At 67.0% G+C, this 19,807-nt stretch carries 19 protein-coding genes and 1 tRNA gene; 13 read left to right on the forward strand and 7 right to left on the reverse strand.

Annotated features, from left to right (window positions below; genetic code table 11):
• Nucleotides 1-123 precede the first annotated feature (123 nt).
• Nucleotides 124-197 (reverse strand) — tRNA-Gly (locus C6A86_RS02340).
• A 57-nt stretch (nt 198-254) separates the two neighbouring features.
• Between C6A86_RS02340 and C6A86_RS02345 the strand changes: the two genes are divergently transcribed.
• The 5 genes from C6A86_RS02345 to C6A86_RS02365 all read left to right on the forward strand — a co-directional run bounded on the left by C6A86_RS02345 (nt 255) and on the right by C6A86_RS02365 (nt 4,470).
• Nucleotides 255-686 (forward strand): cupin domain-containing protein, encoded by a 432-nt coding sequence (locus C6A86_RS02345; RefSeq protein WP_105361690.1) that lies wholly within the window; start codon nt 255-257, stop codon nt 684-686.
• A 23-nt stretch (nt 687-709) separates the two neighbouring features.
• Complete coding sequence (gene dcd / locus C6A86_RS02350) at nt 710-1,279, forward strand: dCTP deaminase (RefSeq protein WP_105361689.1); 570 nt, start codon at nt 710-712, stop codon at nt 1,277-1,279.
• 149 nt (nt 1,280-1,428) lie between these two features.
• A complete protein-coding gene (locus C6A86_RS02355) occupies nt 1,429-3,063 on the forward strand; it encodes a hypothetical protein (RefSeq protein ID WP_311101013.1) in 1,635 nt (544 codons plus the stop codon).
• Between the two features lie 121 nt (nt 3,064-3,184).
• Nucleotides 3,185-3,772, forward strand: coding sequence for a TetR/AcrR family transcriptional regulator (locus C6A86_RS02360; RefSeq protein ID WP_105361767.1), 588 nt, complete (start codon nt 3,185-3,187; stop codon nt 3,770-3,772).
• Entirely contained in the window at nt 3,769-4,470 is a 702-nt protein-coding gene (locus tag C6A86_RS02365; RefSeq protein WP_105361768.1) for an SDR family NAD(P)-dependent oxidoreductase, read from the forward strand. The genes C6A86_RS02360 and C6A86_RS02365 overlap by 4 nt, the downstream gene beginning before the upstream one ends.
• Here the strand turns inward: C6A86_RS02365 and C6A86_RS02370 are convergent.
• A complete protein-coding gene (locus tag C6A86_RS02370) occupies nt 4,467-5,084 on the reverse strand; it encodes a TetR/AcrR family transcriptional regulator (RefSeq protein ID WP_105361769.1) in 618 nt (205 codons plus the stop codon). The genes C6A86_RS02365 and C6A86_RS02370 overlap by 4 nt on opposite strands.
• Nucleotides 5,085-5,185: 101 nt before the next feature.
• Between C6A86_RS02370 and C6A86_RS02375 the strand changes: the two genes are divergently transcribed.
• The 4 genes from C6A86_RS02375 to rfbA are packed head-to-tail and all read left to right on the forward strand — an operon-like array spanning nt 5,186 to nt 8,532.
• Nucleotides 5,186-6,514: a cytochrome P450 gene (locus C6A86_RS02375; RefSeq protein ID WP_105361770.1), complete on the forward strand. Its 1,329-nt coding sequence runs from the start codon at nt 5,186-5,188 to the stop codon at nt 6,512-6,514.
• Nucleotides 6,515-6,516: 2 nt separating this feature from the next.
• Nucleotides 6,517-7,254, forward strand: a complete 738-nt coding sequence (locus C6A86_RS02380; protein ID WP_105361771.1) for a maleylpyruvate isomerase family mycothiol-dependent enzyme — start codon at nt 6,517-6,519, stop codon at nt 7,252-7,254.
• Between the two features lie 48 nt (nt 7,255-7,302).
• Nucleotides 7,303-7,668, forward strand: coding sequence for a nuclear transport factor 2 family protein (locus C6A86_RS02385; protein ID WP_105361772.1), 366 nt, complete (start codon nt 7,303-7,305; stop codon nt 7,666-7,668).
• Nucleotides 7,669-8,532 (forward strand): glucose-1-phosphate thymidylyltransferase RfbA, encoded by an 864-nt coding sequence (rfbA, locus tag C6A86_RS02390; protein ID WP_105361773.1) that lies wholly within the window; start codon nt 7,669-7,671, stop codon nt 8,530-8,532.
• Here the strand turns inward: rfbA and C6A86_RS02395 are convergent.
• Nucleotides 8,486-9,379 carry a TIGR03620 family F420-dependent LLM class oxidoreductase gene (locus C6A86_RS02395; protein ID WP_105361774.1) on the reverse strand — a complete coding sequence of 298 codons (894 nt, stop codon included), beginning with the start codon at nt 9,377-9,379 and terminating at the stop codon, nt 8,486-8,488. The genes rfbA and C6A86_RS02395 overlap by 47 nt on opposite strands.
• A 144-nt stretch (nt 9,380-9,523) precedes the next feature.
• Nucleotides 9,524-10,351 (reverse strand): MerR family transcriptional regulator, encoded by an 828-nt coding sequence (locus tag C6A86_RS02400; protein WP_105361775.1) that lies wholly within the window; start codon nt 10,349-10,351, stop codon nt 9,524-9,526.
• A 198-nt stretch (nt 10,352-10,549) separates the two neighbouring features.
• Here C6A86_RS02400 and C6A86_RS02405 point away from each other — a divergent pair, with 198 nt between their 5' ends.
• The 3 genes from C6A86_RS02405 to C6A86_RS02415 are packed head-to-tail and all read left to right on the forward strand — an operon-like array spanning nt 10,550 to nt 13,291.
• The gene (locus C6A86_RS02405; protein ID WP_311101014.1) at nt 10,550-10,843 is read left to right on the forward strand and encodes a nuclear transport factor 2 family protein; all 294 of its coding nucleotides are present in this window, start codon (nt 10,550-10,552) and stop codon (nt 10,841-10,843) included.
• Entirely contained in the window at nt 10,840-11,679 is an 840-nt protein-coding gene (locus C6A86_RS02410; RefSeq protein ID WP_105364664.1) for an SDR family NAD(P)-dependent oxidoreductase, read from the forward strand. Before C6A86_RS02405 ends, C6A86_RS02410 begins: the two co-directional genes overlap by 4 nt.
• Nucleotides 11,680-11,725: 46 nt before the next feature.
• The gene (locus C6A86_RS02415) at nt 11,726-13,291 is read left to right on the forward strand and encodes a GMC family oxidoreductase (RefSeq protein ID WP_105364665.1); all 1,566 of its coding nucleotides are present in this window, start codon (nt 11,726-11,728) and stop codon (nt 13,289-13,291) included.
• A 102-nt stretch (nt 13,292-13,393) separates the two neighbouring features.
• Here the strand turns inward: C6A86_RS02415 and C6A86_RS02420 are convergent, their stop codons facing one another.
• Together C6A86_RS02420 and C6A86_RS02425 are read right to left on the reverse strand one after the other, a co-directional pair.
• Nucleotides 13,394-14,626, reverse strand: a complete 1,233-nt coding sequence (locus tag C6A86_RS02420; RefSeq protein ID WP_105364666.1) for a YibE/F family protein — start codon at nt 14,624-14,626, stop codon at nt 13,394-13,396.
• Nucleotides 14,627-14,651: 25 nt separating this feature from the next.
• A complete protein-coding gene (locus C6A86_RS02425) occupies nt 14,652-15,950 on the reverse strand; it encodes a pyridoxal phosphate-dependent aminotransferase (RefSeq protein WP_105364667.1) in 1,299 nt (432 codons plus the stop codon).
• A gap of 167 nt (nt 15,951-16,117) precedes the next feature.
• Here C6A86_RS02425 and C6A86_RS02430 point away from each other — a divergent pair, with 167 nt between their 5' ends.
• Nucleotides 16,118-16,477 (forward strand): hypothetical protein, encoded by a 360-nt coding sequence (locus C6A86_RS02430; RefSeq protein WP_233213112.1) that lies wholly within the window; start codon nt 16,118-16,120, stop codon nt 16,475-16,477.
• Nucleotides 16,478-16,554: 77 nt separating this feature from the next.
• Here the strand turns inward: C6A86_RS02430 and C6A86_RS02435 are convergent, their stop codons facing one another.
• Entirely contained in the window at nt 16,555-19,683 is a 3,129-nt protein-coding gene (locus C6A86_RS02435) for a heterodisulfide reductase-related iron-sulfur binding cluster (protein ID WP_199196301.1), read from the reverse strand.
• Nucleotides 19,684-19,807 lie beyond the last annotated feature (124 nt).

The raw sequence follows: 19,807 nt of genomic DNA on the forward strand, positions 1-19,807 counted from the left end.
CACGACGACGTCTCGATGCTCGCCGAATGACTTGCTGGATCGTCGGAACAAAAGCTCCATCGGAGATGTGACCCCTGAGGGGTTCATTCGAACAGATTCCAACAGTATTACTGCTGGTCAACGTGGAGCCGATGACGGGAATCGAACCCGCGTATTCAGCTTGGGAAGCTGATGTTCTGCCATTGAACTACATCGGCATGCTCGATCAGGAAGGCTAGCATCCAGGCCTTACCAGTTCATGAGATGGGGGATTGATGAAACGTCTCGCCGCCGTCCTGGCGACCTTGGCCGTCATCTCGGCACCCACCGCCGCTGCCACACCCGCCGAGGGCGACGTCGAACGCACCGACCTCGCCGAAGGCACCAGCTCCGAGCCCGTGCAGATCGACACCTCGGGCCCGACCACGTTCTACGTCCAGGAACTGCTGCTGCACCCGCCGTCGAGCAGCGGCTGGCACACCCACCCCGGCCCGGAACACACCGTCATCACCGGTGGCACGGTGTCCATCCAGACCGCGCAGCAGTGCGCGTCGACGCCGTATCTGGCCGGGCAGGCCATCTTCATTCCGGCCGGGGTGCCGCACATCGTGCGCAACGACAGCCCGCACGACGCCAACGCGGTGGTCACCTACACGTTGCCCGCCGATGCACCGGTGCGCGCCGACGCGCCACCGGCATGTCCATGACCTGAGCCGGTTACGCTCGTCGCGTGCTGCTCTCCGATCGCGATATCCGCGCCGAGATCGCCGCGGGCCGGCTGGCGCTGGACCCGCACGATGACTCCCTCGTTCAACCGTCGAGCATCGACGTGCGCCTGGACAGCCTGTTCCGGGTCTTCAACAACACCCGCTACACCCACATCGACCCGGCGCTGCGCCAGGACGACCTGACCACGCTGGTCGAGCCCAAGGAGGGTGAGCCGTTCGTGCTGCACCCCGGCGAGTTCGTGCTCGGCTCCACGCTGGAGCGCTGTGCGCTGCCCGACGATCTGGCCGGCCGGCTGGAGGGCAAGTCGTCGCTGGGACGGCTCGGGCTGCTGACGCACTCGACGGCCGGATTCATCGATCCGGGCTTCACCGGGCACATCACCCTGGAGCTGTCCAACGTCGCCAACCTGCCGATCACGCTGTGGCCGGGGATGAAGATCGGGCAGCTGTGTCTGCTGCGGCTGACCAGCCCGGCCGAGCATCCGTACGGCTCCTCGGCGGCCGGTTCCAAGTACCAGGGGCAGCGTGGGCCCACCCCGTCGAAGTCGTATCTGAACTTCGTCAAACCCTGAACCCGCGTAGGGTTTATTTCGTGCTCTAGCTAACGCCGCCGACTGTAACGACGGCGCTGCTCACGGCGATGAACTATCTAGTTGCCGGTTTCTGTCGCCTGCACGGCGTCGACGAAACGAGTCACGTAGCAAACACTTTGGAGGGGCAAGTGGACATCGTATTAGGTGTATCGATGACACCTACCACGGTGCGCATGGTGCTGGTGGAGGGCGAGAAGGGCGACGGCGCAACCGTCGACCACGATGTCTTCGAGGTCTCGGCATCGGGTGACTCAGCAACGCTCAGTGCGGCAGATCAGGTCGTGCAGGCGGTGCTCGGAACCCAGGAGAGTGCGCAGGCCGGCGGGCACCATCTGAAATCGATCGGGGTCACCTGGACCGATCACGCCGACGCCTCCGCGCTGCGCGACGCGCTCGATGCTCACGGCATCAACGACGTCATGTTGGTATCCGAACTGCACGCCGCCGGCGCGCTGGCCCAGGCGGCCGGTAGGGCCGTCGGCTACGGCTCCACGGCCTTGTTGTTCCTCAACCGCGACACCGCCACCCTGTCGGTGGTGCGCGGTGACGACGGCTCGGTGGTCAAGGTGCTCAGCCGCAGCCTGCACAGCACCGACGCGATGGCCGTCCTGGCCGATATGGCCGCCGCGGTCGCCGGGCAGGACACCGCGCCGGAGGGCATGTTCGTCGTCGGCTCCGGTGTCGACGTGGCGTCGGTGAAAGAGCATCTGAGCGATCTCGTCGACATCCCGGTCAGCGCTCCGGAGGAATCCGGGCTTGCGCTGGCGCGCGGCGCGGCCCTGGCCTCGGCGAGCGCCCCCATGTTCGAGGCCTCCACCGTCGGCCTGGCCTACTCACTGGACCCCGACGGTCCCACTGCGGGATCCGTACTGGCCGCCGCCGCCGACACCCAGCTGGCGCCCTCGTCGGTCCCGAACTACGTCGACGTCCCCGACGATCCCGCCGACCTGGACGCCGAACCCGTGCCGGAGGGCCACAAGCCCTTCCTGCTGGTCGGCAGCATGGCGTCGATCTTCGTGATCGGCGTCGTCGCGCTCGCGATCTCGCTGGCCGTCAGCATCCGTCCGACCGCCGATGAGCGCCCCGCGCCGGCGCGCGCCGCGGTCGCGCCGAGCGTGCAGGCCCCCGCTCCGAAGCCGGTACCCGAAGCGCTGCCGGTGCAACCGGCCCCGGCTCCGCCCCCGGCGCCCGCCGAGACCATCAAGGCGCCCATCCCTGTTGTGCAGCAGGCTCCGCAACAGGCGCCCCGGCAGGTGTACGTCGAGCAGGCCCCCGTACCGCAGGCGCCGGCCCCGGCCCCCGCCCCGGTGGCCCCGCCGCCGGCTCCCGCTCCGGTCGCGCCGCCCGTGGTGCCGCCGGTATGGACACCGCCCGTGGTGCTGCCACCTCCGGTGATCGTGCTGCCGCGCCCGCAGTGGCCGGTCTGGCGTCCGCCGTGGGAGCAGAAGCCGCGCCAGACGCAGCAGCCCGACTATCCGGACTATGACGACGACGACTACCCGAGTTACCCGCAGCAGCCGCAGCCTCAACAGCCGCAGCCGCAGCAGCCCACGTCGCAACAACCGCAGCAGCCGCAGTGGCCCTGGCCGACCGGCGGCAACGGTGGAAACGGTTCGGGTGGAGGCAATTCCGAGGGTTCCCGGGGTGACTCCGGTTCGCGTGGCGACTACGGCCGTGGCGAGTCCGGTGGCCGCGGCGGCGACCAGGGTGGTCAGGGCGGCGGTGGCCAGGGTGGCAATTGCTTCCTGATCTTCTGCAACTGACCTTTCCTCACCGATCGGGCCGCGTTTTCGGGCGCGGCCCGATCTTTGACATCCCCCGCTTTACGATCGGCAAGTAGTCTGCTTTACGATCGGCAAGTACGCCGGGAGTGGGGAGAGTGCCATGGACGCAGCGGGCACCCGCACGCGGCTCATCGATGCCGCGATCGAACTCTTCGGCCGGCACAGCTTCGCAGGCACCTCGCTGCAGATGATCGCCGACGAACTCGGGTTCACCAAAGCGGCCATCTACTACCACTTCCGGACACGCGAACAGCTGCTCACCGCCGTCGTCGAGCCGATCTTCCGGCAGCTGGAGACCGTCGTCGACGCCGCGGAGACCTTACGCGGCGTGTCGGCCCGGGCGGACGCCATGCTGTGCGGCTACGCCGAGATCGCGGTGCGTCACCGTGCCCTCGTCTCCGTCCTCGGCGGCGACCCCAGTGTCATCCGCCAGCTCAGCACCCAACCCGGCTGGGCCGAGCTCATCGAACGGCAGATGACCCTGCTCGCCGACGTCGAACCCGGACCCGGCGGGCTGGTGAAGGCGGCCGTCGTGGTCGGCGGTATCGCCGGCGCCGTCGGGCCCGCCTGGATCACCATCGATGACGACGACCTGCTCGGCCATCTGGTCGAGACCGGGCGACGGACGCTGGGGCTGCGTGCTCCACGGCGTTCGCCTACAACCGATTTCACGAAGGGAACCAAATGAGGACTGCAGTGGTCACCGGCGGCGGATCCGGCATCGGGCGGGCCATCGCGCAACGGCTCGGGGCGGACGGCTACCGCGTGGCCACCCTCGATCTGACTGCCTCCGCCGACGACTTCTCTTTCGCCGCCGACGTGACCGACCGCGCACAGGTCGACGCCGCTTTGGATCAGATCCGCGAACAGCTGGGCCCCATAGCTATTCTGGTGAACTCGGCCGGCCTCGACGGCTTCAAGCAGTTCACCGACATCACCTTCGAGGAGTGGCAGCGGGTGATCAACGTGAACCTGCACGGTGTCTTCCACACCGTGCAAGCCGTGCTGCCCGACATGATCGAGGCGGGCTGGGGCCGGATCGTGAACATCTCCTCCTCCAGCACGCATTCGGGTGTGCCGTTCATGAGCCACTACGTCTCGGCCAAGTCCGCGGTGAACGGCCTGACGAAATCGTTGGCGCTGGAGTACGGCCAGTTCGGCATCACCGTCAACGCGGTGCCGCCGGGCTTCATCGACACCCCGATGCTGCGCGGCGCCGAAACTCGTGGACTGCTGGGCGATATCAACGACACCATCGCCGCGACACCGGTGCGGCGGATGGGAAAACCCGAGGACATCGCCGCGGCGTGCTCGTTCCTGATCTCCGAGGAGGCCGGTTACATCACCGGCCAGCTGCTCGGCGTCAACGGCGGCCGCAACACCTAACGCGATGCCTGTTTGAGCAGCCCGTCGAAGCCCTGCCACAGCAGCATCGTCACCAGTTCCACGACCCGTTCCCGGGGCGCCTCACGGTTCTCGTACCACCAGGTGGCCACCCCGTGGCAGGCCGACTGGGTGGCGCGCGCCAGGATCCACGCCGAATCGTCGAGGCTGATACCCCGCACCGAGGTGGTGTCACCGGCGCCGAAGCGGATCAGATCGGCGATCGCCGCGGTGCCGCGGTCGGCGATCTCCTGAACCACCGCCGCGGTCTGCGGGTCGGCCGGCGGATCGCGGTGCAGGAACCTCCACATGAACGGATCGGCCTCGACGAACTCGAAGTAGTTGGAGATGCTCGCACGCACCAGTTCCTCGGCGGTGGCGCCCTCGACCCGGCGCAGCGAACGTTCCCGCAGCTGCTCGGCGTGCAGCTCCAGGACGGCGATGTGCAGCTCGCGTTTGGAACCGAAATGGTCGTAGAGCACCGAGGGCACCACCCCGGCGAGCTTGGCGATGTCCTGCATCTTTGCCTCGGCGAACCCGTGTTCGGCGAAGGCTTCGACGGCCGCATCGAGGATGCGGGCACGCCGCTGTGCCGCCGGGATCCGGATCCTTGCCATACCGAATTGTAATTCGGTAGGCTGCCATCACAGTACCGAACCACGATTCGGTTCCGGCGGGTGGGACGTATCGACCCGGGGAATCGACACAGGGGAGTGTCATGACGCAGGGCCCGATCAAACAACGCCTCCACTGGCTGGCCATGCACGGCGTCATCCGTGGCGTCTCCAAGCGGTTCGCCCGCCGCGGCGATCCCCAGGGCCGGCTGATCGCCGATCTCTCGGTGCGGGAGGACCCGGTCCCGTTCACCGAAGAACTGCGCGCCCAAGGCCCCCTCGTCAAGGCCCGCGTCGTCTACATGAGCGTCGACCACAAGATCTGCAGTGACGTGCTGCGCTCCGAGGACTTCCGCGTCCTGGAACTCGGATCGAACCTGCCCAAACCGCTGCAGTGGGTCATCGACCGCACCAAACCCGATGTGCTGCACCCCCTGCAGCCGCCGTCCATGCTGTCGGTGGAGGCCCCGGCGCACACCCGCTACCGCAAGCTGGTGTCCTCGGTGTTCACCACCCGGGCCGTCGCCGCGTTGCGGGACAGGGTGCAGGACACCGCCAACCGGCTGCTCGACGATCTCGCCGACGAGACCGGCACCGTCGATATCGTCCAGCGCTACTGCGGGCAGCTGCCCGTCACCGTCATCGGCGACATCCTCGGAGTGCCTGAAGAGGCCCGCCCGCACATCCTCGAGTTCGGCGAGCACGGCGCGGCGAGCCTGGACATCGGGCTGACCTGGCCGCAGTACAAGGTGGTCAGCGGCGCCGTGCAAGGCTTCAACGACTGGCTCTCGGCGCACCTGGAGGAGCTGCGATGCAACCCGGGCGACGATCTGATGAGCCAGATCATCCGCGCCTCGGAAGCGTCGGAGGAGGGGCCGCTGACGCAGCGCGAACTGGTGGCCACCGCCGGACTGGTGCTTGCCGCCGGCTTCGAGACCACCGTCAACCTGCTGGGCAGCGGGATCCGGCTGCTGCTGGAACACCCCGAGCACCTGCAGACCCTTGCCGAACGTCCCGAGCTGTGGCCGACCGCCGTCGAGGAGATCCTGCGGCTGGAATCGCCGGTGCAGCTCAGCGCCCGCATCGCGGTCAAGGACGTCGAACTCGGTGGTAAGCACGTGCCCGCCGGCTCCGGGATCCTGGTCTACATCTCCGGCGCCAACCGCGACCCGAACGTCTTCACCGATCCGCACCGCTTCGACATCGAACGCGACAACGCCGGCCGGCACCTGTCGTTCTCCGGCGGGCGGCACTTCTGCCTGGGCGCGGCACTGGCCCGTGCCGAGGGCGAGGTGGGGCTGCGGACGTTCTTCGAGCGCTACCCGAACGCTCAGCTGGCCGGTGCCGGGACCCGCCGCGAGACCCGGGTGCTACGCGGGTGGTCCAGCCTGCCAATCGCCCTCGGCGACTCCCGTACCGCGCTACGGTCGTAGTTGTGGATTTCCGAGCCGCCCTGCTCGAGCAGACCAAGAGTTTCGGTGAACTGATTCGCGACGCCGACCCGTCGACGCCGGTGCCGACCTGTGGCGAGTGGACATTGAAACAGCTGTTCCGCCACGTTGGGCGCGGGAACCGTTGGTGCACACAGATAATCGCCGATCGTCGCACCGAACCACTGGACCCGCGCGAGGTGCGCGACGGTAAACCGCCCGAGGACATCGATGAGGCGATCGACTGGCTCAACGACGGCGCGCAGGCGCTCATCGACACCGTGGAGCGCATCGGCCCGCACGTCAAGGTGTGGACCTTCGTCGGCCCGCACATCCCGGGCTGGTGGATCCGGCGCCGCGTGCACGAGCAGGCCGTACACCGCGCGGACGCCGCGCTGGCGTTGGGCAAGGAGTTCAGCCTGCCCGCCGATCTGGCCGCCGACGGGGTCAGTGAATCGATCGACCTGGCGACCGCACGGTATATGCCCATCGAGCGCGGCCAGACGCTGCATCTGCACGCCACCGACGCGGGCCTGGGCCCGACCGGCGAGTGGATGATCGTGCACGACGAGGACGGGCTGTCCTGGTCGCACGCGCACGGTAAGGGAGACGCGGCGGTCCGCGGTTCGGCCGTCGACCTGCTGCTCGCCATCACCCGCAGGCGCACCGCCGCCGAAGCGAGCCTGGACATCCTGGGCGACGCCTCGGTATGGGACGGCTGGCTGGCCAACTCGCCGTTTTGATCCCCCGGGTCGCTTCGCTCCTGCCCGCCGAACCCTAAGGTTGGACCCATGAGCACCTCGGAGATTGCCACCGTCCTTGCCTGGCACGACGCGCTGAACGCCGGCGACAACGACACCCTGTTGGCCCTGTGCAGCGAAGATGTCGAGGTCGGCGACTCGAACGGCGCGTTCCAGGGGCACCAGGCCCTGCTCGACTGGGTGCAGAACTCCGGCCGCGGCGTCGTCGAGGTTGGGAAGCTGTACGTGCACGACGGCGTCGTCGTCGCCGAACAGACCGCCACCGGCGCCGACGGAGTGGCCGACGCCTCGGCGTTCCGGGTCGTGCACGACCACGTCACCTCGGTGTTCCGGCACGAGACGCTGGAGGCAGCGCTGGCCGCGACCGGCCTCACCGAACGGGACCTCGACACCTAGATGCGCGGCATCATCCTGGCCGGGGGATCGGGCACCCGGCTGCACCCGATCACCCGGGGGATCAGCAAGCAGCTGCTGCCGGTCTATGACAAGCCGCTGATCTACTACCCGCTGAGCACGCTGATGATGGCGGGCATCCGCGATATCCAGATCATCACCACCGGCCATGACGCCGCGGCGTTCCACCGCCTGCTCGGCGACGGTGCCGATCTCGGCATCAACCTCACCTACGCGGTGCAGGACGAACCCGACGGACTGGCGCAGGCCTTCGTGATCGGCGCCGACCACATCGGCAACGAGCCGGTGGCACTGGTGTTGGGCGACAACATCTTCTACGGACCCGGCCTGGGCACCGGTCTGCGGCGCTTCCAGAATGTCAGCGGCGGAGCCATTTTCGCGTACTGGGTGGCCAACCCGTCGGCCTACGGTGTCGTCGAGTTCGACGCCGAGGGCAAGGCGCTGTCGCTGGAGGAGAAGCCCGCCACCCCGAAATCGCATTACGCGGTGCCCGGGCTGTACTTCTACGACAACGACGTGGTGGAGATCGCCCGGTCGCTGCAGAAGTCCGCCCGCGGTGAGTACGAGATCACCGAGATCAATCAGATCTATTTGGCCCAGGGCCGGCTGTCGGTGGAGACCCTGGCCCGCGGCACCGCCTGGCTGGACACCGGGACCTTCGATTCCCTGCTGGATGCAAGCGATTTCGTGCGGACCATCGAGCAGCGCCAGGGCCTGAAGATCAGCGCCCCCGAGGAGGTGGCGTGGCGGCTGGGCTTCATCGACGACGAACAGCTCGCCGCGCGCGCCCAGGGTCTGCTCAAGTCCGGTTACGGGGCGTATCTGTTGGAGTTGCTGCAGCGGTAGGGCGGTGTTCGGCCAACTCGCGGAAGGCCTGCACCGGCGAGGCCGTGGGGTCCTCGGCGAAGACTTGGATGCCGATGTGGTTGGCGCCAGCCGTGAGATGATCGTTGATCTGGGCGTAGATCGTCTCCGGGGAACCGTGAGCGACCAGGGCGTCGATGAGTGCGTCGCTGCCTGATCCGTCGACATCCGCTTCGGTGAACCCGTGCCGCATCAAGTTGTTGGTGTAGTTGCGCAAGCCGAGGTAGGGATTCTGGACGGCGGGACGGCCGATCGTCCGGGCCTGGTCATCGTCCTGGGTCAGTACCACCTTGTGCTCCGGAGCCAGGAAGGCGTTGCTGCCCAGGGTTTCTCGGGCATATCGCGTGTGCGCGGGCACGGTGAGATAGGGGTGCGCCCCCAGTGTCTTCTCGCCGGCCAGTGTGAGCGTGTTCGTTCCCAGGGCGCCGATCACGATCGCTTCGGCCGGCACTCCGCCATCCCGGAGTGCGTCGACGTAGTGGACCATCCGCTCGTAGGGCTTTTCGTAGGCGTCTCGTTTTTCAGGATGGCCGAGACCGATACCCAGAATCAGCCGAGGGCCGTGGCGGTCGACGATCCGGTGGTAGTGGTGGGCGATGCTGCGGGCGTCGTCCTGCCACATGTTGATGATGGCGCTCGCGATGATCGCATGTCGCGTCGCGGCAATCATCTGCTCAAGCAGGTGCATGTCACCCACGGGTTCTGCGCCGATTCCCACCCAGATCGTCTGGTAATCCAGCTCTTCGAGTTGAGGCGCGTATCGGATACGGGCGGCGTCGCCCAGTGCGGGATTGAGCCATGCTCCGTAAGTGCCGAACTGCTCGTACACGTCAGGTGTCTCCTTGGGAGGGCGCGCCAAGGCGCGCCGAGGTAAACGTGGCGGGTCCGGCGCCACCGTTCGGGTTCGGTGTAGGTCGATCGGATGGTCTGGGTTACACACTGTTTCGCAGAATGAGCTGGCGGCGGGTTGCCTTCATTCGGGCGGTCGGGTGGTGCTGAAGATCGGCCAGCAGATCTCTGTGGCGGTGAAGTTGTACGGTTCCGAGGGCGTGGAGCCGATGTAGTGTTCGCGGATCGGTCCCTGGTCGCTGATCAGATGCTCGTTTACGTGTATTCCTAGAGCCCCGTAACTGCGGTCGATGCCGTCGTGACCGCCGGAGTGGGTGAGCACCGCGAACTCGGCCTGAGGCAAGACCTCTGCGCGGATGCCCTCCGGGGGGTGCACCGAATGTGGAGCGGGTACGAAGAGTGTCGCCTCTCCCCGAGATTCGAGAAACAGCGCTCGGTCGTACAGGCCACCCGGCACAAACCCGAGAGGTGCGCTTCCTGCCGCCGCGACTGCCTCCCGCAGCGTCCCCAGCGCCATCCCGAACCAGCTGTCGATCTCGGAGACGTCGATGGTGGCGCCCACGGCCCACACCGCGAACGCCGGCTTGAGATGCAGCTCCACGTGGGCGGGTGTGTGCACGGGGGAAAGCAACTCGCGCAGCGCGCCGACGGCGTCACGAGTCTGCTGAAGCTGCTCCTCCATCTGTTCGAGATGGGTGGTGATGATCTCGGTGCGGGCCGCGGCGTCTTCTGTGCTCAGGAGCGCCTTGATGTCGGGAATGGACATACCCAAAGATCGGAACCGGCGGATGATGTGTGCAGAATCGACCTGGCCGGTGTCGTAGAAGCGGTAGCCGGTGTGAGAGTCGATGTGGGCCGGTTCGAGAATGCCGATGTCGTGGTAGTGCCGTAGCGCCTTCCTGCTCAGGCTGGTCATCACGGCGAAGTCACCGATCGAGACCTGTGCGCCCATGGCGTCCTCCTATGCGATCTGTCGCCCTGCCTTATCGGGTGAGGCCATCGTGCAGCTTCCCCCTGGGGGAAGGTCAACTTTGCGGGCGCGGGTCCGACATTTCTTCCGGCCGGGGGTTGACCTTCCCCTTAGGGGAAGATCCAACGTGGGGTCATGACCACAGAATGGGATGCACTCCCGGAAACCATAAAGACGTTCATGACCGCGCTCGATGCCCGTGAGGGGGACCAAGCGCTGGCCACACTCACCACCGATGCCGTGGTGACCGACGAAGGCCACGACTACAAGGGACATGACGAGATCGGGGCGTGGGTGGCCACCGCGGCCTCCGAGTACACCTACACCACCGCATTCACCGGAGCGACCACCAACGAAGCAGGCGTCGACGTCGGGCAGCACCTGGAGGGCAACTTCCCGGGCGGGGTCGCCGACCTGCACTACCGCTTCACCCTCGACGGCACTCTGATCAGCCGGGTGGTGATCGAGCCATGAGCAGGCGTTGGTTCATCACCGGAGGCACCCCCGGCAACTTCGGGATGGCGTTCGCCGAGACCGCACTCGAGAACGGCGACCGTGTGGTGCTCACCTCCCGGCGCCCGCAGGAGCTGGACACGTGGGCGCAGCAGTACGGCGACCGCGTTCTCGTGGTGCCGCTGGAACTCACCGACCCCGCGCAGGTGCAGCGTGCGGTGAAGGCCGCCGAGGAGCACTTCGGCGGCATCGACGTGCTGGTCAACAACGCCGGCCGCGGTTGGTACGGATCGATCGAAGGGATGGACGAGTCCTCGTTGCGGGCGATGTTCGAACTGAACTTCTTCGCCGTGCTGTCGGTGACCCGTGCGGTGCTGCCGGGGATGCGTGCCCGCGGGAACGGGTGGATCGTCAACGTGTCGTCGGTGGCCGGGCTTGTATCAGCACCCGGATTTGGTTACTACAGCGCGACGAAGTACGCCATCGAAGCGATCACCGATACTCTGCGCGACGAGGTGGCTGCTCAGGGCATCTCCGTCCTGACGGTAGAACCAGGTGCGTTCCGCACCAATGCCTACGCCGGCTTCGCCAACGAACCTGTCACGGAGACGATCCCGGAGTATCACGACCTGCTGGAGCAGGTCCGCGCCACCTTCGTCGAGATGGACGGGACGCAACCCGGCGATCCGCACCGCGGTGCCCGTGCGGTGATCGCAGCGATGGCTCAAGATCCGCCTCCACGCCGGCTGGTTCTGGGCAATAGCGGCTACGACGCCGTCGTCGATGCGCTGGGGCAGACCCTAGCCGACATCCGGGCCAACGAAAACCTCTCTCGCAGCGCGGATTTCCCCGCCTGAATGTGCTGACCGAGGCGAGCTCCAGACATCGAGAACCTAGGAAGAAATGCGAGATACAACGACCACGGCTCAAAGTCGAGGAAAGAGATTCGAGGGTGCATCCAGCCGCTACGACTACGTCATAGTGGGTGCCGGTTCGGCTGGCTGCGTGCTCGCAGCACGGCTGTCTGAGGATCCGACTGCTCGTGTGCTGTTGCTTGAGTCGGGCTCGGCCGACACCACGCCTGGGATCGCTACGCCGCCGGCCTGGCCAACGCTGTGGGGTTCGAGAGTCGACTACGCCTACAGCACTATTCCTCAAGCGAATACCGATGGTCTCAGTCACAATTGGCCGCGCGGCCACGCGCTGGGCGGGAGCGGCAGCATCAATGCCATGGTGTTCCTGCGCGGGCACCACAACGACTTCGATGCCTGGGCCGAGGCCGGTTGCACGGGTTGGGATTATGAGTCCGTGCTGCCCTACTTTCGGCGCATCGAGACGGTCAGCGGTCGGGATCCGCGATACCGCGGCACCGACGGCCCGATGTCTCCCGCGCCTGCCTCCGCCGAGTCTGCCAACCCGCTATCCCACGTCTTCCTGGAGGGCGCAGTTGCAGCCGGATTCCCACTGACCGACGACTTCAACGGCGTGTGCGCCGAGGGCGCGGGCTGGCACGACTTGTCGATCGCGGAGGGCGCCCGCCAGAGCACTGCTGCCGCTTACCTGCACCCGGTAAGCCATAGAACGAACCTGACGATCTCCACCGAGTCCCGGGTGCAAAGACTCCGCCTCGAAGGGAGCCGTTGCGTCGGAGTCGATTTCGTCTACGAGGGCAATCTGGTGACCGCGTATGCCGACGCTGAAGTGGTGCTCACTGCGGGTGCTGTGGACTCGCCCCGATTGCTGCTCCTGTCCGGAATAGGGCCGTCCGCGGAACTCGAAACCGCCGGCGTCACCGCGAAACACGACTTGCCCGGGGTGGGCCGGAATCTGCACGACCATCCGCTCTGCGGCGTCGTCTATGAGGCGTCGCGGCCGATCCCCGCCGGCCGTAACAACCTCGCCGAGACGTCGATGTCGTGGCGCAGCGACGAGTCGCTCGCCGGCCCGGACATGCAGCTGATGTTCATCCACGTCCCGTTCCATTTGCCGCACTGGGTAACTCCTGCGAACAGCTTCACCTTGGCGATCACCACAGTGCCCGATGCCCGTGGCTCAATCAGCCTCGCAGGGCCAGACCCGACGACGCCGCCGCTCATCGACCCGAACTACCTCGGTGCCGAGTCTGACGTGAAGCGAATGATCCACGGATTGAATGTGGCCCGCTCCATCGCGGCCAGCGAGCCTTTCGCGCCGTGGCGCCGAAGCGAGGTGCTTCCCGGCCCGGACGTCACTGACGAGGCGGCATTGCGCGTTTTTCTCGCGCGCAACACCGGCACGTACTTCCACCCGGTCGGAAGTTGCGCGATGGGCACCGGGCCTGATGCGGTCGTCGATCCCGAGCTGCGAGTGCACGGGCTCACCGGGCTGCGCGTAGCCGATGCATCCGTCATGCCCAGAATCCCACCCGTCAACACCAACGCCGCGACCATCATGATCGGAGAAAAGGCCGCCGACCTCATCCGTTCGTGACCGTGATCGCGGCGATGGCCCCACGAGGGCCTTGAGATCACCATCGCGGAAGCTGCTGACTCCCTTGGAGCTGGACTTCGCAGCAGCGAGCTGACCGCGCCCTCAACTGCGCGACGTCGTGGCGGCGGCAGGGGTCGACAACACCGCGGCGATCGCCGTCGTCAACGGCACCGAGAGCGCCAGCGCGATTCCGCCGACCGCGGAACGGGCGATCTCGATGGCCACGCTCTCGCTGACCAACACATCGCCCAGCGACCGGTTGGCCACGCTGAACAGCAGCAGCAGCGGCAGCGCGCTGCCGGCGTAGGCGAGCACCAGGGTGTAGACGGTGCTGGCGATATGGTCGCGACCCACCCGCATGGCGCCGAAGAAGACCGCACGCCGGGAATCGCTGTGCTCGGCCAGCTCGAAGGCCGTCGAGGCCTGCGTGACGGTGACATCGTTGAGCACACCGAGCGAGCCGATGATGAACCCGGCCAGCAGCAGACCGGTGATCGACACCCCGCCGAGGTAGGTGGCGACGGCGTTGTTCTCCTCTTCGGACAAGCCGGTCAGTTGGGTCAGTTTGATTGCCCCCCAGGACAACACGGTCGCAAGCACCAGCGAGGTCAGGGTGCCGAGCAGGGCGGCGCTGGTGCGCAGGCTCACGCCGTGCGCCAGATAGAGCACGGCGTAGAGGATCAGCGACGACGCGACCAGCGCCACCGGAATGGCACCGGCGCCGTCGCGCAGCGCGGGCAGCATGAACACCACCAGCACTCCGAAGGCGACGACGATGCCGATCAGCGCCCGCAGCCCGCGCCAGCCGGCGATCGCCACCACCACCACCGCGAAGGCGGCGGCCAGCGCGGCCAGCGGCCAGGCCCGCTCATAGTCGTAGAACGAATAGGCCGTGGTGCCGGTGGGATCGACCGCGCGGGTGATCCGGATGTCATCACCGACGACCAGCTGGGGCTGACCGGGACCGCCGCTGAACTCGAGCAGGGTGTAGGCCCCGGCGTTGGGCCCGGAGTCGATCGCGATGAACGCCTGGGTGCAGTGCGCGTCCGCACCGGCCGTCGCCGGCGGTGCGGCGGTGATCACCACCCCGACCGATGGCCCGCCGCATGGTGCGGCGCTCAGGGACTGCACATGCCCGGCTTCGGTGCTGACGCTGCCGCCGGCGGAGTTCTGGAACGGCAGCGGGATGTCGACCTTCTGCTGGCTCGGCCACAACCAGGCCGCGCCGGCCAGCGTCGCCACGCCGAGAGCGATGAGCAGGCCGACCACGACCCGGGCCGCCAGCGGGCCCAGCGGTGCCGGACCGCTCAGTGAGTGGGAATGCGAGTGTGCCACCGCAACAGCGTAGGCGGCGCCACGACTACTGCCGGTAGCTCACCAGGAAGTTGCCGAGGCGATCGATGGCATTGGCCAGATCGCGCGACCACGGCAGCGTCACGATGCGCAGGTGATCGGGTGTGGGCCAATTGAATCCGGTGCCCTGGGTGACCAGGATCTTCTCCTGCAGCAGCAGGTCGAGCACCAGTTGCTCGTCATCGTGGATGTCGTAGACCTCGGGGTCCAGCCGGGGGAAGGCGTACAGCGCGCCCTCGGGCTTGACGCAGGACACGCCGGGGATCTCATTGAGTTTTGTCCAGGCGGTGTCGCGCTGCTCGAGCAGCCGGCCGCCCGGCAGCACCAGATCGTCGATGCTCTGATGTCCGCCGAGGGCGACCTGAATCGCATGCTGGGCGGGCACATTCGGGCACAGCCGCATGTTGGCGAGCAGGTTGATGCCCTCCAGGAAGCTGCTCGCATGTTCCTTGGGGCCGGTGATGACCAGCCAGCCCGAGCGGTATCCGGCCACCCGGTAGGCCTTGGACAGGCCGTTGAACGTCAGGCACAGCATGTCGGGTGCCAGCGTCGCCAGGCTGATGTGCTTGGCGTCGTCGTAGAGGATCTTGTCGTAGATCTCGTCGGCCAGCAGCAGCAGTTGATGCTTGCGCGCGAGTTCGACCATCTGCTCCAGGATTTCGCGGCTGTACACCGCGCCGGTCGGGTTGTTCGGGTTGATCACGACCAGCGCCTTGGTGCGGTCGGTGATCTTGGACTCCAGGTCGGCGATATCGGGATTCCAGCCCTGGGTTTCGTCGCACATGTAGTGCACCGGGGTGCCGCCGGCCAGCGCCGTCGACGCCGTCCACAGCGGATAGTCCGGCGCCGGGATCAGCACCTGGTCACCGTTGTCGAGCAGGGCCTGCAGGGTCATGGTGATGAGCTCGGAGACGCCGTTGCCGAGGAAGACGTCGTCGACGTCGAACTTCGGGAAGCCCTCGACGAGCTCGTATCGGGTGAAGACCGCGCGGCGGGCCGGGATGATGCCCTTGGAGTCGGAGTAGCCCTGTGCGTGCGGCAGCGCACCGATGATGTCGCGCATGATCACATCGGGGGCCTCGAAGCCGAACGGCGCCGGGTTGCCGATGTTGAGCTTGAGGATGCGGTGCCCTTCGGCCTCCAGCCGTGAGGCGTGCTCGTGTACCGGGCCGCGGATCTCATAGAGGACGTCCTGCAGCTTGGTGGACTGTGCGAACGTCCGCGGCCGAGGCTGGTGGCTGGAATGCCACGTCTTGTCGGGCAGCTGGTGGGTACTCACGGGGTCAAGTCTCCCACGGGCTCGCAAACCGATTTTCTGCCCGAAGTAACAATTCGGCACCCGCCATATAAATTGACGGGCATATCCGGTGCGTATCTGCTGTTTTTGGGTGGCGCGGTGCTATTTTCCGGATCATTATGACGTCGATAACACGTTCGCTGGGCGCGGCATTCGGGATCACCGTGGTGGTGGGGATGGCATGCGCTGTTCCCGCGCAGGCGGAGCCCCCGCTGCTCAATGGCAGCTTTTCCGGCGCGGAGGGTGACCCCGAGAACGTCTGGAACATCGCCAGTACCTGCGGGCTGGCCGGCTGCGCGGGAACCGTCGCGAGCAATCAAGGCTGGACGAGCCCGATGACCCTGACCAATGGCATCTGGTATTTCTCGGTCACCAAGCCCGACGGATTCATTTGTGCGGACGGCAGCTATCAGCCGGCGATCATTTCGATGGAGCTCGATCCGGCGTCACTGCGCGGCATTTTGTCCGCCGACTCCAATGGCGCGTGCCCGGGCGGTATCACCAGCGCGACGCCATTCCAGCTGAAACAGGTCTAGAACGAGGCCGAATGGCCAGTTATGACACGTATATGGGCTGAAACCGTGTCATAACTGGCCACTGAGCAGAGCTGGGGTCAGCGCTTACCCGGCCGGCGGGCGCCCTTGGCGATACCGAGACCCTTGACCGGTGCCTCGTCGCCGACCACGCGGTCACCGCCGGAGCCGTTGGACGACGGCGCGGCGGCCGGTGCCTCGGGTGCTTCGGGGGTTTCGTCGACGGCCTCGGCTTCAGCGGCAGGCTCGGGCACAGCGTCCGCGGGTGCGGCCGGAGCAGCAGCCTTGGGGGCAGCCTTCTTCGCTCCCGGACGACGCGCGCCGGCGGCGATTCCCAGACCCACCACCGGCGGCTCGGGGGTGGCCGGTTCGGCAGGCTCGGCCGCGGGGGCCTCGGCGACCGGGGCCTCCTCGGCCTTCGGGGCAGCAGGCGCCGCCGCAGCGGGAGCGGCCTTCTTCGCGCCCGGACGGCGCGCACCCGTGGCGATCCCGAGTCCCTTGACCTCGGGCTCGGGGGTGGCGGGCGCGGACTCGGCAGCAGTGTCGGCGGCAGGCGCCGGTGCGGCAGCCGCCGAAGCGGCCTTCTTGGCGCCGGGACGCTTTGCGCCGCCGGCCAACCCGAGTCCCTTGACCGGTGCCGCGGGTGCGGCTGCTTCGGTCGCGGGGGCGGCTTCGGCGGCCGGGGCGGCGGCCTTCTTGGCACCGGGACGCTTGGCGCCACCGGCCAACCCGAGCCCCTTCACCGGGGCGGCGGCCTCGGCAGCGGGGGCGGCCTCGGCGGCCGGGGCGGCGGCCTTCTTGGCGCCCGGACGCTTGGCCCCACCGGCCATGCCCAGTCCGGTGACCGGAGCCGCCGCAGCCGGAGCAGCGGGCTTGTCGGCCTGCTCCTCTTCCTCGACGGCGGGAGCGGCCGCTGCGGCGGCGGCTTCCTGCTCAGCTTCCAGGGTGGCGCGCGCCTCGGCACGCTCCGCGGATGCCGCTGCGGCGGTGCCCTTTTCGGGCAGCGTGTACAGGCTGGTGTCCAGCGAGCTCAGCAGCAGCTGCGCGACATCGAGCACCTCGACCTTCTCGATGTCGCGGGTGGCGGAGACGTCGTCGACGCCGTCGGTGATCATCACGCGGCAGAACGGGCAACCCGTCGCGATCGCGGAGGCCCCGGTGTCGATGGCCTCCTCGGTGCGCTCGGTGTTGACGCGCTTGCCGATGTGCTCTTCCATCCACATCCGGGCACCACCGGCGCCACAGCACAGGCCGCGGTCGGCGTGGCGGGGCATCTCGGTGAGCTTGGCTCCGGCCGCGCCGACCAGCTCACGCGGGGCCTCGTACTCCTTGTTGTGCCGGCCCAGGAAGCACGGATCGTGGTAGGTGACTTCCTGGTCGACCGAGGTCACCGGGATGAGCCGCTTGTCGCGCACCAGCCGGTTCAGCAGCTGGGTGTGGTGCACCACGGTGTAGTTGCTGCCGAGCTGCGGGTATTCGCGGTTGATGGTGTTGTAGCAGTGCGGGCAGGTGACGACGACCTTGCGGTCGACGGCCTCGACGCCCTCGAACAGCTCGTTGATGGTCTCGACGTTCTGCGCCGCGAGCTGCTGGAACAGGAATTCGTTGCCGGCACGCCGGGCGGAGTCGCCGGTGCAGGTCTCCCCGGTGCCGAGCACCAGGTACTTCACGCCCGCGGTGGCGAGCAGTTCGGCGACCGCCTTGGTGGTCTTCTTGGCACGGTCCTCGTAGGCACCCGCGCACCCGACCCAGAACAGGTACTCGAAACCGTCGAACGAGTCCACGTCTTCGCCGTAGACCGGGACGTCGAAGTCGACCTCGTCGATCCAGTTGGTGCGGTCCTTGGCGTTCTGGCCCCAGGGGTTGCCCTTGTTCTCCAGGTTCTTGAACAGCACGCCGAGTTCGCCGGGGAATTCGGATTCGACCATGACCTGGTAGCGGCGCATGTCCACGATGTGGTCGATGTGCTCGATGTCGACCGGGCACTGCTCGACGCACGCACCGCAGTTGGTGCAGGACCACAGCACGTCGGGATCGATGACGCCGCCCTGCTCAAGGGTGCCGACCAGGGGCCGGGTCGCCTGCAGCGGGGAATCGGCGGGGATGCGTTCGAAGCCGGACTCCGGGACGTGGTCGTGTGAGTGCTTCTCGTCGTGCTTCTCGCCCATCACCTCTGCGCCGACGCCACCCTCGGGGGTGTTCTCCAGCGGCGTCTCTTTGCCGTCGAGGAAGTAGGGCGCCTTCGCGAACATGTGGTCGCGCAGGTTCATGATCACGAGCTTGGGGGACAGCGGCTTGCCGGTGTTCCAGGCCGGGCACTGGGACTGGCAGCGGCCGCACTCGGTGCAGGTGGCGAAGTCGAGGTAGCCCTTCCAGCTGAAGTCCTCGATCTTGCCGCGACCGAACACGGCGTCCTCGGCGGGATCGTCGAAGTCGATCGGCTCGCCCTTGTGCTCCATGGGCAGGAGCGGGCCCAAGCCGTCGGGCAGCCGCTTGAAGGTGACGTTGATGGGGGCCAGGCCGATGTGCAGGTGCTTGGAGTGCAGCACGATCAGCAGGAACACCAGCATGACGCCGATGTGTCCCATCAGGGCGAGGGTCTCGATCCACATGTTCGCGGTCGCGCCGAGGGGGGCCAGCAGCCACGCCATGCCATCGGAGAGGAACGCACCGGACTGGTAGGGGAACTCTTCGCCGAGCACGTTGACCGCCGCGCCGCGGAACAGCACGTAGGTGGCGATGACCAGGAAGATCATGAAGAGGATCTCCCACGCGCCGCCGGTGTGTGAGCCGTAGAAGCGGGATTCGCGGCCGAGCTTCTTGGGCTCGCGGGTCAGCCGGATGATCGCGAACGTCAGGATGCCGAGCAGCACCATCAGGGCGAAGAAATCCTGCAGGAAGCCCAGCACGGCCCAGCGTCCGACGAACGGGATGTGGAACTCGGGGTCGAACAGCACACCGAACGCCTCGACGTACACCGTCGCGAGCACGAAGAAGCCCCACATGGTGAAGAAGTGCGCGATACCCGGGATCGACCATTTCAGAAGCTTCGACTGGGCGAACACTTCCTTGTTCTGGTTCAGGAAACGCTTGACCAGATCGTTCTTGCGGCCGCGCTCGTCGCCCACCTTCTGGCCCGAGCTGATCAGCTTCGTCAGCCACAGCACGCGCTTGGCGGCGAACACCAAGACGACGGCGGTCATCAGCATTGCGAGGACCAACCTGCTCACTTCGAGCGTGTGCTGCACCGCGTGCCTCCCCGAGGTTTAAGTTACTAGCTGGTAACTTGAGTATAGTTACTGATCGGTAACTTAGGCTATTTGCCTGCTCATA

The organism is Mycobacterium sp. ITM-2016-00316 (assembly GCF_002968335.2).
Classification (GTDB): Bacteria; Actinomycetota; Actinomycetes; order Mycobacteriales; family Mycobacteriaceae; genus Mycobacterium.